At 63.4% G+C, this 14,476-nt stretch carries 12 protein-coding genes; 1 reads left to right on the plus strand and 11 read right to left on the minus strand.

What is annotated here, in order from left to right:
- Positions 1-86: 86 nt before the first annotated feature.
- Positions 87-1,010: a DMT family transporter gene (locus tag NTH_RS08380; protein ID WP_338529594.1), complete on the plus strand. Its 924-nt coding sequence runs from the start codon at positions 87-89 to the stop codon at positions 1,008-1,010.
- Between the two features lie 96 nt (positions 1,011-1,106).
- Here NTH_RS08380 and serA read toward each other — a convergent pair whose 3' ends face one another.
- The 11 genes from serA to tolB form a co-directional block, all read right to left on the minus strand.
- Entirely contained in the window at positions 1,107-2,705 is a 1,599-nt protein-coding gene (serA, locus tag NTH_RS08385; RefSeq protein WP_338529595.1) for a phosphoglycerate dehydrogenase, read from the minus strand.
- Between the two features lie 125 nt (positions 2,706-2,830).
- A complete protein-coding gene (locus tag NTH_RS08390; protein WP_338529596.1) occupies positions 2,831-4,003 on the minus strand; it encodes a phosphoserine transaminase in 1,173 nt (390 codons plus the stop codon).
- A gap of 155 nt (positions 4,004-4,158) precedes the next feature.
- On the minus strand, positions 4,159-5,007 hold the full coding sequence (locus NTH_RS08395; RefSeq protein ID WP_338529597.1) for an outer membrane protein: 849 nt from the start codon (positions 5,005-5,007) through the stop codon (positions 4,159-4,161).
- A 202-nt stretch (positions 5,008-5,209) separates the two neighbouring features.
- Positions 5,210-6,061, minus strand: coding sequence for an outer membrane protein (locus NTH_RS08400; protein ID WP_338529598.1), 852 nt, complete (start codon positions 6,059-6,061; stop codon positions 5,210-5,212).
- 176 nt (positions 6,062-6,237) lie between these two features.
- Entirely contained in the window at positions 6,238-7,590 is a 1,353-nt protein-coding gene (glmM, locus tag NTH_RS08405) for a phosphoglucosamine mutase (RefSeq protein WP_338529599.1), read from the minus strand.
- Between the two features lie 117 nt (positions 7,591-7,707).
- Entirely contained in the window at positions 7,708-7,935 is a 228-nt protein-coding gene (locus tag NTH_RS08410; RefSeq protein ID WP_338531975.1) for a hypothetical protein, read from the minus strand.
- Positions 7,904-9,841 (minus strand): ATP-dependent zinc metalloprotease FtsH, encoded by a 1,938-nt coding sequence (ftsH, locus tag NTH_RS08415; RefSeq protein ID WP_338529600.1) that lies wholly within the window; start codon positions 9,839-9,841, stop codon positions 7,904-7,906. Before ftsH ends, NTH_RS08410 begins: the two co-directional genes overlap by 32 nt.
- Before the next feature lie 130 nt (positions 9,842-9,971).
- Positions 9,972-11,324 (minus strand): tRNA lysidine(34) synthetase TilS, encoded by a 1,353-nt coding sequence (gene tilS / locus NTH_RS08420; RefSeq protein ID WP_338529601.1) that lies wholly within the window; start codon positions 11,322-11,324, stop codon positions 9,972-9,974.
- The gene (gene ybgF / locus NTH_RS08425; RefSeq protein ID WP_338529602.1) at positions 11,318-12,259 is read right to left on the minus strand and encodes a tol-pal system protein YbgF; all 942 of its coding nucleotides are present in this window, start codon (positions 12,257-12,259) and stop codon (positions 11,318-11,320) included. The genes tilS and ybgF overlap by 7 nt, the downstream gene beginning before the upstream one ends.
- A gap of 163 nt (positions 12,260-12,422) precedes the next feature.
- Positions 12,423-12,935, minus strand: a complete 513-nt coding sequence (gene pal, locus NTH_RS08430) for a peptidoglycan-associated lipoprotein Pal (RefSeq protein ID WP_338529603.1) — start codon at positions 12,933-12,935, stop codon at positions 12,423-12,425.
- Between the two features lie 186 nt (positions 12,936-13,121).
- On the minus strand, positions 13,122-14,450 hold the full coding sequence (gene tolB, locus NTH_RS08435; protein ID WP_422392365.1) for a Tol-Pal system beta propeller repeat protein TolB: 1,329 nt from the start codon (positions 14,448-14,450) through the stop codon (positions 13,122-13,124).
- Positions 14,451-14,476: the final 26 nt, after the last annotated feature.

The raw sequence follows: 14,476 nt of genomic DNA on the forward strand, positions 1-14,476 counted from the left end.
TTTTGGCCCTATTTGCCTTGCGCTCCGCGGCTCAATAAGAGGGGAGGTGGTTTCACCATCGCGCTTTCTCATTTCCGACGGGGCTCATGAACAACAAAGCCTATCTCCTGCTCCTCATGACGACGCTTTTCTGGGGCGGAAACGCGGTGGCGGGCAAGCTGGCCGTGGGCCATGTATCGCCCTTCATGCTGACGACGATGCGTTGGGTGTTGGCCCTGATGGTCCTGGCGCCGTTCGCCTGGCGACCGCTCCGCCGCGACTGGCCGGCCATCAGGGCGAATCTGCCGCTGCTCGCAGCCCTCGGCTGCGTCGGCTTCACCCTTTTCAACGCCACATTCTACAGCGCGCTGCAATATACGGCCGCAGTCAATGTCTCGATCGAGCAGGCGGCCATACCCATGGTGATCATCGTCCTGAACTTCCTCCTGTTCGGGGTGCGCGCGAAGTGGCTGCAGCTTGTCGGCTTCGCTCTGTCGCTCGTCGGCATCGCGCTGACGGCCAGCCATGGCGATCTGAGCCGGCTGGCGGAGCTCGACATCAATTTCGGCGACATGCTGATGCTGCTGGCGGTGCTGTTCTACGGCATTTACACGGTGTTCCTCCGCTTCAAACCGGACCTGCACTGGCTGAGCATGATCACCGTGCTCGCCTCCTCCGCCTTCGTCGCCACGCTGCCCTTCCTAGCCTGGGAATACACCCGTGGGAACATGGTTCCGCCGGATGGCCGAGGCTGGGCGATCGCGGCCTACACGGCGCTGTTCCCGTCCATTCTCGCGCAGGTCTTTTATATTCGCGGCAACGAGCTGATCGGCGGCAACCGGGCCGGTCTCTTCGTCAATCTCGTGCCCATTTTCGGAACGCTGCTTTCGGTCCTGCTTCTGGGCGAGGACTTCCGCCTCTACCATGCGGTCGCCATCGCGTTGGTCTTCTGCGGCATCGCGCTGGCCGAGCACGGCGGGCGCAAGGCGGCCGGATCAGTGCCCAGCGTGCGCGCTCCAATCAAGGATTAGCCGGCGCTCAAACTCTCGCCGTGAGCGCCGGCCACAGCATCGGCCCGAAAATCAGTTCTGATTTGCGGAAAGCACGATGCGTAGACGTAACAAGTCTTACGCCCCGACGTCGAACCTCAAGGGCTTTGCCGTGATGATTTGCTCGGTCGCCAGCAGCTCCTTGAGCACGCTTTCGGGAAACGGCGCATCCAGGTAAAGCAGTGCGATGGCGTCGCCGCCCGGCCGGTTGCGGCCGAGCTGGAAGTTGGCAATATTGACATTGTGCTTGCCGCAGATCGAGCCGAGCAGACCGATGATGCCCGGAGTATCGTAGTTGGTGGTGTAGAGCATGTGCTCGCCCACCTCGGCATCGAGATTGATGCCCTTGATCTGGATGAAGCGTGGCTTGCCATCGGAAAACACCGTTCCGGCGATCGAGCGCGTCCTGGCGGAGGTCTTCACCGTCAGCTTTATATAGCCGTCGAACACGCCCGATTTGTCACGCTTGACCTCCGACAGGATGACCCCGCGCTCCTTGGCCATGATCGGCGCGGAGACCATGTTCACGTCGGAGACCTGGGGCCGGATCAGCCCTGCAAGCGTGGCCGAAATCAGCGCGCGCGTGTTCATCTCGGCGGTCGCGCCGTCAAACAGCACCTCGACTTCCTTGATCGCTTCGTCGGTGACCTGCCCCACGAAAGCGCCCAGCACTTCGGCAAGCTTGATGAAGGGCTTGAGTCGCGGCGCCTCTTCCGCCGAGATCGACGGCATGTTGATGGCGTTCGTGACCGCCCCCTTGACGAGATAGTCCGACATCTGCTCGGCCACCTGGATCGCCACATTTTCCTGCGCTTCCGAGGTGGAGGCGCCCAGATGCGGTGTACAGACCACATTCGGCATGTTGAAAAGCGCGTTCTCTGTCGCCGGCTCGGTTTCGAACACGTCGATGCCGGCACCCGCCACCTTGCCCGATTTCAGCGCTTCCACCAGATCCGCCTCCACGATGAGGCCGCCGCGCGCGCAATTGATGATGCGCACGCCGTCCTTCATCGTCTCTATGGCTTCGGCATTGATGATGCCGCGCGTCTTGTCGGTTAGCGGCGTGTGCAGAGTGATGAAGTCGGCGCGCTTGAAAAGCTCGTCCAGTTCCACCTTCTCGACGCCCAGCTCCGAAGCCCGCTCGGCCGACAGGAACGGGTCGAAAGCCACCACATGCATTTTCAGTCCGATTGCGCGCATGGCAACGACCGAGCCTATATTGCCGCAGCCGATGACGCCAAGCGTCTTGCCGGTGATCTCCACGCCCATGAAGCGGTTCTTCTCCCACTTGCCGGCGTGGGTGGAGGCATTCGCCTCCGGTATCTGCCGGGCAACGGCGAACAGCAGCGCGATGGCGTGCTCGGCCGTGGTGATGGAATTGCCGAAGGGCGTGTTCATGACGATGATGCCGCGGCGCGAGGCAGCCGGGATATCGACATTGTCGACGCCGATGCCGGCGCGGCCGATAACCTTGAGGTTGGTCGCCGTGGCAATCAGCTTTTCGGTCGCCTTGGTCGCCGAGCGGATAGCCAGGCCATCATACTGGTCGATGACGGAAAGGAGCTTCTCCTTGTCCTTGCCCAGGTCGGGCTGATAATCGACGTCGATGCCCCATTGCTTGAAGATGTCGACGGCGGTGGGCGAAAGCTTGTCGGAAACGAGTACGCGAGGTGCCATGTCGGCCTCCGTTTGCATCTGAATTTTTGAAAGAATGGGCAGCCCCGGCTGCTTGTTTTGTCGCAAGTCTTTCAGAAAACCGGTTCCACTTTTCTGGACTTGCTCCGGACGCTGCCGGGGAAAGCTCAAGCGCTCTGCAGCGCGGCCTTCTGCGTCTGGAAGGCCCACTCCAGCCAAGGCATCAGCGCCTCGATGTCGGAGGTCTCGACAGTCGCGCCGGCCCAGATGCGAAGTCCCGGAGGCGCATCGCGATAATGGCCGATATCGTAGGCCACGCCTTGCTTGTCGAGCAGGCTGACCATGCCCTTGGCGAAAGCCGCCTGGGCATCGGCGTCGAGCGCGGTGACCGCATCGTCGACAATGGACAGGCACACGGAGGTGTTGGAGCGGGTGGCCGGATCCTGCGCCAGATGGGCAAGCCAGCCGCTTTTCCGCACGAAACCGTCGATGGCCGCGAAATTGGCATCGGCTCGGGCGATCAGCCCGTCGAGCCCGCCCACCGATTGCGCCCAGGAGAGAGCATCGAGGTAATCTTCGACGCACAGCATCGACGGCGTGTTGATGGTCTCGCCCTTGAACACGCCTTCGATCAGCTTCCCGCCCTTGGTGAGGCGGAAGATTTTCGGCAGCGGCCATGCCGGCGCATAGCTTTCCAGCCGCTCGACCGCGCGCGGGCTGAGGATCAGCATGCCGTGCGCAGCTTCGCCGCCCAGCACTTTCTGCCAGGAGAAGGTGACGACGTCGAGCTTGTCGAAATCGAGCCGCTGGGCAAAAGCCGCCGAGGTGGCGTCGCAGATCGTCAGGCCCTTGCGGTCGGCCGGGATGAAATCGCCGTTCGGCACGCGCACGCCGGAGGTGGTGCCGTTCCATGTGAGCACCACGTCGCGGCCAAAATCGATGGAAGAAAGATCGGGCAAGGCGCCATATTCTGCCTCGATGCGGCGCACATCGTCCAGTTTGAGCTGCTTGACCACGTCCGTGACCCAGCCCGAGCCGAAGGACTCCCATGCCACCATGTCCACGCCGCGTTCGCCGAGCAGCGACCACAGCGCCATCTCGACGGCGCCCGTGTCGGATGCCGGCACGATGCCTATGCGGTAGTCCGCGGGAACCTGTAGCACCTCGCGCGTCATTTCGATGGCGCGGGCCAGCTTTTCCTTGCCGATCTTGGCGCGATGAGAACGGCCGAGTGCGGCATCGGAAAGCGCTTCGGGCGACCAACCGGGACGCTTCGCGCAGGGACCAGATGAAAAATGGGGATTTGCCGGACGCTTGTCCGGCATGGGGATTGTGCTCATGATATTCTATCCTCTCAGATAGCACGCCTCTCGGTGGGGAGAGGTGGCCCACGGGCGGGGTTAAGGCTTCGCCCCGGCCCCGTCAAGCGGAATATGATGAGCAAGCAAAGGGCGGCTCCAGCGCCGCCCTCGAATATCCGGTCGGAAACAGGCGTCTACCAGAGTTCCAGCCGCAGGCCCACGCGGACCTCGTGCGAGCTTAGCCCCTGATCGCGGCCCTGCACGCCCGTGGCACCCGCAGCGGCCGAGGCGGCGTCCCAGCCGAACATGTCGCCGCCGGCGATCTTGCGATAGCGGTAGCCCAAATCCACCTTCATGTTGTTCGACAGGTCGTAGGCCATGCCCGCCATGAAAGCGTAGGTGAAGCGCCAATCCGATTCGCCGGGATGCGTTGAGGTACCGGCGAGCGTGGGACCGCCGCAGAGTACCGCTCCGTCTACGCAATAGGTTGTGCTCTGCAGGTTGTCCCAGCGGACATAGGTATAACCCGCGCCCGCGCCGACATAGGGCGTGAACCCGACAAAGGTGCCAAGGTCGACATAGCCGTTGACCAGCGCCGAATAGGCGGTCATCTCCGAAGCCTCCTCAGAGCGGCATCCGGTCGCTGCGGGAAAGGCCCCGCTGCACGGGCTGGCGCTGGAAGTCGTGCCTGAAAGGCTGGCCGTGAAGCGATCGAGCGTAACGTCCGCCCGGATCATGTCGGTGAACGAATAGCCGACGCCGAGGCCATAGCTGAAATCGTCGGACAAGCGTGTATCGTCGAACGAATTATCGGAATAGCTTACGCCGTTGAAGGTGCGGTATTCGACGTTTCCACGCGGCTCCGTCTCAAGACTGTACCCGACATCCCCCCGCAGATACCACCCGCTGCCGATTTCCACCGGCACATGCTGCGGCGCGTCGTCAATAATGATGGGCGGGTCGTAGTCGGCGGCCAATGCCGGCGCGGTGGTCGCCAGTGCGATGGTACCGGCGATGAAAGCGAGACGTGAATGCTGGCGCATGGTCAAAACTCCGCGATATGCGGCGAAGCCTTGAGCCGCCCCCGCCGCCTGTTATGGAGCATTGTTAACCATGGTGGTTAAGCCGGAGTTAAGGCTAACGAATTCTTACGCGTTCCGGGTTTTCCGCGCGCAGTTAACGCTTGCACGCAAAGCAAAACCGCCCGGCTGTTTTGCCGGGCGGTTCGCAGAATTCGGAAGCTGTCTACTTGTAGACGGGCGGCTCGTAGACCGGTGGCTCATAGGCCACGATCTCGGGCTGAGCGCAGTTCGCGCTGCCGCTGGGGCCGAAGGCATAACGCAGGCCCGCCCGCGCTTCATGGGTGCTGATGCCCTTGTCGAAGCCCGGCCCCACGCCGATGCCCGATTCCTCGAACATCCTGCCGCCCTCGATGCGTGAGTAGCGGTAGCCCGCGTCGAGCTCGAGATTGCTGGTGAGACAGTAGGATGCACCGGCCATCACGGCCCAGGCGAAACGCCAGCCGGATGCGCCGCCATGAACGTCGGTTGTGCCGCCGATGGTGTTCTCGAGATCATCCCACTTGACATAGGCGCCGCCAAGGCCGGCGCCCACATAGGGCGTCACGCCGTGGTAGGAGCCGAGATCGACATAGGCATTGGCCAGAAGCAGCAGCGCGCTATAGGACGAAGCGTCCGTCGACACGCATGGAACGCCGCCGCATGTGCCCGAGGTGGAGCCCCGAAAGTCGGATTTGAACCAGTAGTCGGCGGTAAGATCGGCACGGAAATATTTGGACATCTTGTAGCCGACACCCGCGCCGAGCGACATCGCGCCCTTCAGGTCGGTCGTGTCGAAGCTGTCCGAGCCGGGATCGGGTGTGCAGCAGCCATAGGTGATGTATTCGGTTCCGCGCAGCTTGGACCAGTGATAATCCACGTCGCCGCGGATGTACCACCCGCCGTGCGACACTTCCTTCTCGATAATCTGCGGCGGTGGCGCTTCGATCACCGGCGGCTCGTAGAAATCAGCGGCAAAGGCAGTGCCGCTGAACAGAACTGCGGCGGTTGCCAGCAGCGGCTTCAAGATCTTCAGCATAATTTCCATCCCAATACTTGCCGCACCTTTGGTCCCGGCCTGGTTGAAATTCATGCATAAGATTGAACCAAAAAAGTTAAATCGTGCTTAACCCTGATTCGAGACTTGTGGTTAACGCACGACGGCTCCGGCCGGCGGCCGGAGGCTCGCACAAGAGGCAAAGCGGAAGCCTGCGGTCAGGCCGCGCTGCGTTGGTCCGAGATGGCGCCGATGATGTCGTCCACCACCCGCTCGACGAGATCGGGATTGTCGCCCTCCGCCATGACCCGGATGAGCGGTTCGGTGCCTGAGGGCCGGATGACCAGCCGGCCGCTGTCGCCGAGCTTCGACTGGGCGTCCGAGATCGCGGCCTTGACCGGTTCGCTCTCCAGCGGCCTGCCGCCGGAAGTGCGGACGTTCTTCAGGACCTGCGGCACCGGCTCAAACTTGCGGCACACCTCGCTGGCCGGCTTGTTCTGCCGCTTGATGCAGGCAAGCACCTGAAGGGCCGTCACCAAGCCGTCGCCCGAGGTCGAGAAATCCGACATGATGACATGGCCAGACTGCTCGCCGCCGATATTGAGGCCGTGGGCGCGCATATGTTCCACCACGTAGCGGTCGCCGACCTTGGTGCGATGCAACGCCAGGCCCCGGTCTCCGAGGAAACGCTCGAGGCCGAGATTGGACATCACCGTGGCGACGACGCCGCCGCCCGAAAGCCGGCTGCTCTCGTGCCACGACTGGGCGATCAGCGCCATGATCTGATCGCCGTCGACGACACTGCCGTTCTCGTCCACGATGACCACCCGGTCCGCGTCGCCATCGAGCGCGATGCCTATGTCAGCGCGCACCTCGTGCACTTTCTTTGCCAGGCTGAGCGGGCTGGTGGAGCCGCAATCCTCGTTGATGTTGAGGCCGTTGGGTTCGTCATGGATCGCCACCACTTCCGCGCCGAGCTCCCACAGCGCGGCAGGAGCCACCTTGTAGGCCGCGCCATTGGCGCAATCGACCACGATGCGCAAACCGGACAGCGACATGGAGCGAGGCAGGGTGCGCTTGGCGAATTCGATATAGCGGTCGTGGACGCCGTCGACGCGCTTGGCCCGGCCCAGCATGTTGGAGTCGGCCAGCGCCAGCTCGACTTCCTTGTCGAGCATCGCCTCGATGCGGCCTTCGATCTTGTCGGAAAGCTTGTAGCCGTCGGGCCCGAACAGCTTGATGCCGTTGTCCTGGAACGGGTTGTGCGAAGCCGAGATCATCACGCCTATATCGGCGCGCAGCGAGCGCACCAGCATGGCCACGGCCGGCGTCGGGATGGGGCCGAGCAGGAACACATCCATGCCCGCCGCGCAAAAGCCCGCAACCAGCGCGTTCTCGATCATATAGCCGGAAAGGCGCGTATCCTTGCCCAGCACCACGCGATGACGATGATTTCCGTTCTGGAAGGAAAGTCCGGCCGCCATGCCCACTTTCATGGCGACCTCGGCGGTCATCGGAAATCTGTTGGCCCGACCTCGAATACCGTCGGTTCCAAAATATTTTTTCGACATGCCTTTTTGTGCCCGCACCGATTTCGATTTTTGTCGCAAAGCAACAGTCCCCTATCGTTCATTGCCACAAGTCCGGGTGCATCCGCGCATCACTTTATGTGAGAGTATGTAAACTATTCAACTAAACAGGCGATTGTCGCCCATGCTTAAAAAACGGTTAAAAATGCGCCGTTTCGCACCGTTGCGCGCCGCGGCTCTCTGCCCCTCCCGGACATATGCCGATTGAGCGCCGCCGGGCGAATCGGCAGCCCTCAAACGATTTTCGGCGCGCCCCATGGCGCGCCGAAAACTCGTCGTTCTGAATTGCAGGAACTCAGCTTTGCGGCTGAGGCTCCATGCCGGCATCGGGCTCTTCGCCGCCCTTCTTGCCTTCCTTGCGCACACCGGCCTTCGGCACGGTTGAGCCACGAGAGGGCGGCGTGTCGTCGCCCATGTCGCGCGAAGGCTTCTCGCCGCGCATGATCGCCTTGATCTCCTCGCCGGACAGCGTCTCGTACTCCAAGAGCCCCTCGGCGATGGCAACCCACTCCTTGTTCTTGGTGGTCAGGATGTTGCGCGCGGTGGCATAGGCCTCGTCGATCAGCCGGCGAACCTCGCTGTCGATCTTCTTCTGTGTCTCCTGCGACATGTTCTGCTGGCGTGCCACTGAATGCCCCAGGAAGACCTCTTCCTGGTTTTCCCCATAGGCGACCTGGCCGAGCTCGTCGGAAAAGCCCCATTGGGTCACCATGGCGCGGGCGAGCTTGGTCGCCTGCTCGATGTCCGAAGCGGCGCCGGAGGTGATGTTCTCCTTGCCGAACTTCAGCTCCTCGGCAACACGCCCGCCCATCATGATGGCAAGCCGCGAGATCATCCATTTGTAGCTCATGGAGTAGCGGTCGCCCTCCGGCAACTGCATGACCATGCCTAGCGCCCGGCCGCGCGGGATGATCGTCGCCTTGTGCAGGGGATCGGCCTTCGGCACTTCCAGCGCCACGATGGCGTGTCCGGCCTCATGGAAGGCGGTCAGTTCCTTCTCCTCCTGGGTCATAGCGTGCGAGCGCCGCTCGGCGCCCATCATCACCTTGTCCTTGGCGTCCTCGAACTCCGCCATGGTGACCAGACGCTTGTTGCGCCGCGCCGCCATGAGCGCCGCCTCATTGACCAGGTTGGCGAGATCGGCACCGGAAAAGCCCGGCGTGCCGCGCGCCACGACCTTGAGATCGACATTGGGCGCCAGCGGCACATTGCGCACATGCACCTTGAGGATCTTCTCGCGCCCGGCGACGTCCGGGTTCGGCACCACCACCTGCCGGTCGAAGCGGCCGGGACGCAGCAGCGCCGGATCCAGCACGTCGGGGCGGTTGGTGGCGGCGATCAGGATGATGCCCTCGTTCGCTTCGAAACCGTCCATCTCGACCAGAAGCTGGTTCAGCGTCTGCTCGCGCTCGTCATTGCCGCCGCCGAGCCCGGCGCCACGATGGCGGCCGACGGCGTCGATTTCGTCGATGAAGATGATGCAGGGCGCATTCTTCTTCGCCTGCTCGAACATGTCGCGCACGCGCGAAGCGCCGACACCGACGAACATCTCGACGAAGTCGGAGCCCGAAATGGTGAAGAAAGGCACGTTGGCCTCACCCGCGACGGAGCGCGCCAGCAGCGTCTTACCGGTTCCTGGAGGGCCGACGAGCAGCACGCCGCGCGGGATCTTCCCGCCCAGCCGCTGGAACTTCTGAGGATCGCGCAGAAACTCGACGATTTCTTCCAGGTCTTCCTTGGCCTCGTCGACGCCCGCCACGTCCTGGAAGGTGACGCGGCCATGCGCTTCGGTCAGAAGCTTCGCCTTGGACTTGCCGAAACCCATTGCCCGGCCGGAGCCCGACTGCATCTGCCGCATGAAGAATATCCACACCGCCAGGATCAGGATCATCGGCAGCCAGGAGATGAAGTAGCCCAGGATGGAGTTGGAGCCGTCCGTCTCCGGCTTGGCGTTGATCGTCACGCCGCGCTGCTCCAGCCGATCGACCAGCGATGGATCGCCGGGGGAATAAGTCTGAAACGGGGTCCGGTTGTCAACATAGGTGCCGGTGATGCGTTCGCCGGTGATGGTGACGCTCTCGACGCGCCCCTCCGACAGCTCCTGCAGGAACTGCGAATAGGCGATGTCGCGCGTGGCTCCCCGCTGCTGCGGCGCCTGGAACAGGTTGAACAGCGCGATGAGGAGAACCGCGATAATCGCCCACAGCGCGAAATTTCTATAATTCGGATTCATAAGGGTCCTGTGAGTGCGCCGAGGCCGGCAATTTTACTGGTTATTCCTAACATAGGGAGGCCGTGCAACCTTGCCAAGCGCAACTGCCTTATTCGGTTAAGCCATGCGCCACTTTGTCATGCGCAAACCCTTACGCGGCTTTGTGACCAGCCCATGGCGGGCACGGTATATTCGCTCCCTCCAGCAGATGGAGCACCGCGCGAGCCGGTGCAAGGTCGAAGCAGGGAACCAGATGCGCCCATGGCCCGGCCACGGGCTCCAGTTCGATACCCCATTCGCCGGCCGGACCAAGATATCGGTCTCCGCGCCAGACCGCCGGCTGCGCCGCGCGCGCCGCCAGCGCCAGCCAGCGAGGTGCGCGGCGTGCTTCCTCGGCCCCCAGACCGGGTCCCGCGCCGCCATCCGGTCCAATGCAAAGCCCTTCCACGGGCTCCCGCCAGCAGATGCGATACCGGCCGTCCCACAATCTGCACTGGCTGGCGGGCCGGTCTGGCGAACCAAGCGCCAGGTTCGGCAGCCCGCGCCTCTCGCGGTGAAAATAAAGACTTCCTCCCACCCGTGCCGCAACGGCGCGTGACAAGCTTGAGCGCGTTCCCTCCTCCCGCAGCGAAGCGAGCAACGAAGCGGTACGATCGGCAGGCGGCAGATGCGCCGTTCCTCCGGCGACGGCAAGCAGGATCCGCAGCGTGTAACCGGCCACATCCGCGTCTGCCGCATGGAGCGCTTGCGCATCGATCTCTATCAGGCCGGGCGCCGGCAGCCTGCCGTGCTCGCTCATCAGCCTTGCCGCCCGTTCGCCCAGCATTTCCCGCTCGCGTGCGGCGGCCGAGGCCTTTTCCGTCAACCGGATGATTTCAAGGTCCGCCAGGGATTGGCGAACCCGCACCCGCTCGGACAGGGGATCGACATTGCTGGGGTCGTCGAACCAGCTCACCCCCAGCCCGCGAAGAAAGTCGCGTAGCACCTGCCGCCGTACGCGTAGCAGCGGCCGCACAAACCATGTGACGTTTTCGCGGAGCGTGGCCGGCGCAATGCCCGCTTCACCCAAGCCGCCGCCGCGGGCAAGGCGCATGGCCAGTGTTTCCGCCTGGTCGTCGGCCGTATGGCCGGTGAGCACGATATCGGTGCCGAGGTCCGAAGCAGCCTCCGCGAGCAGCGCCTGCCGCGCCTCGCGCGCCGCCGCGGCCAGTCCCGTAGACGGCTTCGTGCCCTGCCAGCGCATGGTCCGGTGCAGCACCCCCAGGCGCCGGCAGAGGCCAGCGACGGCCTGCGCTTCGGCGGCGGCCTCCGGCCGCAAGCCATGGTCCACTGTCACGGCTGTCGGGCGGGGAAGCCCGCCGCGGTCGTCGAGAAATTGCTTGAGAAGGAAAAGGAGGGCGAGGGAATCGCCGCCGCCGGAAACCGCGACGACGATGCGGTTACGCCCGGAAAAATCGATGTGAGAGAAGACGGAGCGCAGCTCCGCCATGTCCGCTGTCAGCAACCGGCCACGGTCCGTTCCTGTTGAACCCGCTGCCTCAGCGCATCGGAAACCTGTGGGTAGCGCTGGCCGATCTCGGCAAACGTTGCGCAGGCGACGTCCTGCTGGTCGAGGGCGGCAAGGGAGATGCCCAGCTTCAGAAGCATCTCCGGCGCCTTGGCCGAGGACGGGTGCTCCCGGTTGGCCTGGAGAAAGACCTCCGCCGCTTCACGATGACGGCCCTGGCCGAGCAGGGCCTCGCCGAGCCAGAAACTCGCATCCGCCGCGCGTTCTCCACCGGGGAAGCGCTCGATATACCGGCGGAAGCCGCTTTCGGCGGTGGCGTAGTCGCCGGCCAGAACGAATTCGTAGGCGTTGCGGTAAAGCTCGTCGGGATCGTCGGAGCTGGGCAGCGCCGCCGTCTGCTCGCCGCCCCCACCGGCCGTCGTCTCGTTCTCCGGCAACAGGTCCATCGGCTCTTCCGTGCCGCTGGTAACGATGTTCCCGTTCTCATCGAAAGTGATGGTGCCAAGTGTCTGCGGCGGAGCACCGCGCTCCTCGACCGACCCGTTCGGCTCGGCTGTCTCGGCTGTGCGCCCCTGCCCGGCATCGCCGGACGTCTCGCCGTTCCGGGCGCTCTCGCCCGCAGGCGCGCCGCCAGCCTCCGACCTTGCTCCTTCGAGTTCCTGGAAACGGAACTCGTTGTCCTCCTGCATGCGCCGCAGCTTGTCTTCCATCTGCAGGATAAGGAAATTGAGTTCCTCGACGCGACCGTTGAGACGGCGCACTTCCTCTTCCAGAGCATTGATCCGGGGATCGCCCTGGGCGAGGACGAGCCGCTCACCGGCGCTGGCAACGGCCGGCGCGCGCGACATGGATGCGGCTTCCGCCGCCCCTGGCGGCAGAACAAGAATGAAGGGGAGAACGGCGAGGCCGCTCAAAAATGTTCTAAGAAACATTCCAGTCTCGCTTTTGACATATGATGCCCGCGGAAGTGCGGACGCACCCCGTGCGTTCCATATCAGGCCGTGCGACTTCGGCCAAATTTTGATTGACCTTGCTCTCTACGAAAACAGGCGGCTCGAAAGCCGCCTGCACAAGAGTGTCCCTGATTTGGCTGCGTCAGCTTCCCGCGCCGTTGAGCAGCGTGACCGCGCGGCGGTTCTGCGACCAGCAGGAGATGTCGTCACAGGTGGCGACCGGCCGTTCCTTGCCATAGGAGATGGTGTTGATGCGATTGGCCGCTACGCCCCGTGTGGTCAGGTAGTCACGAGCCGCTGCCGCGCGCCGCGCGCCCAGCGCGAGGTTGTATTCGCGGGTGCCGCGCTCGTCTGCATGTCCTTCGATAGTGATGGAGTAACTTGGATACTTGTTGAGCCACTGCGCCTGACGGGTCAGCGTCGCCTGCGCATCGGCGCGGATGACGGACGAGTCGGTGTCGAAGAAAATGCGGTCGCCGATGCTGACCGTGAATTCCTGCTTGGATCCCGGTGTCGCCGCGCTGGCTCCGGCGCCAAGGCCCAGATCGGCCGCATTGTTTGGAACTTGCTGCTGCGACCGGCAGCCTGCTACGGCCAAGGCGGCCAGAAGCGCGATTGCGACCGGGTTTCTCGTCAGGGCTGCGATACGGCGCATAGCCGCCTCTCCTTCAATGTGAATGAATTTCTTCAGCGGTCAGTAACCAACACGAAGTTAAGGCCAGCTCAAGAAACAGGGTTAACAGTCGGTTTCCGCCGTTCCGGCATCCCTCGGCCGCCATCGTCGCGATCCCCCTCGAATCTCGGCGAGACTAGCATCAAATGCGGCTGAAAGGCGGCACTTTCATTGCAAAAGTGGCGACCAGGCGGGATCGGAAGCAAAATTCGGCGTTGGCACCTGCTGCTCGTTCCGGCCCGTGAGATCGATCGTGTAGAGCTTGGGACCGCCGGACCCGGCATCTTCGCGGAAATACATGATCACCCGGCCGTTGGGCGACCATGTCGGTCCCTCGCGGTGGTAGCCGGAAGTCAGGATGCGCTCGCCGCTGCCGTCGGTCCGCATCACGCCGATCTGGAACTCGCCGCCGCTCTGCTTGGTAAAGGCGATGAGATCGCCCCGCGGCGACCACACCGGTGTCGAATAGCTGCCGTCGCCGAACGAGATGCGGTGCTGGTTGGAGCCGTCGGCGTTCATGACATAGATCTGCGCGCGGCCACCACGGTCAGAGGTAAAGACGATCTGGCTGCCGTCGGGTGAATAGGAGGGCGAGGTGTCGATGGCATTCGTCTCCGTCAGCCGCGCCGTACTGCGCGTGCGCAGGTCCATCGTGAAGATATTGGAGTTCCCGTCCTGGCGCAGGAGGCTCATGATCACCTTGTCGCCGTTGGGCGTAAAGCGCGGGGCGAAGGTCATGCCGGGGAAGTCGCCGACCAGCTCGCGCTGACCGGTTTCAAGCTGCAGCAGATAGACCTGAGGCTGGCCGCTCTCATAGGACATGTAGGTGATCTCGCGCGACTGCGGGGATGGCGAAAAGCGCGGCGTCATGACCAGCGTGTTGGGCGAATTCGCCCGCGACAGATATTCGAGATTGGCGCCATCCTGATCCATGATGGCCAGCTTCTTGATCCGGTTCTGCTTGGTGCCGGACTCGTCCACGAACACGATGCGGCTGTCGAAATAGCCCATTTCGCCGGTGATCTGCTTGTAGATCGCATCGGCGATGATATGGGCGACGCGCCGCCAGTTCTGCTTGTTCGCGAAGAACTGCTCGCCGACAAGCTGTTCGCCGGCGAAAGTGTCCCACAGGCGGAACTCCGCGCGCAGCCGGCCGTCGGGCTCCTCGGTGACACGGCCGGTGACGATTGCCTGCGCATTGATCACCTTCCAGTCCTCGAAGCGCGGCGCCACGTCCGGATTGGAGATTTTTTCTATGAAGGCGGCCTTGTCGATGGGCGCGAACAGGCCCGAACGGCGCAGGTCGGCCGCGATCACGCCGGAAATCTCCGCTCCCATATTGTCACCGGAGAGAAAGTCGGTGATCGCGATGGGCAGCGGCTCGACGACGCCCTTGTTGACATCGATCTCCACCAAGGCGCGGGCCGGCGTGACGGCCATGCCCGCGATCGTGGCCAGGAACATCAAGGCCAGGGTCGCGTTGAGATATTTCTGCATCAGTTCTTGCCTCTCGAATTCGCTCG

Origin of the sequence: Nitratireductor thuwali (genome assembly GCF_036621415.1) — a bacterium.
In the GTDB taxonomy this organism is placed as follows: Bacteria; Pseudomonadota; Alphaproteobacteria; order Rhizobiales; family Rhizobiaceae; genus Chelativorans; species Chelativorans thuwali.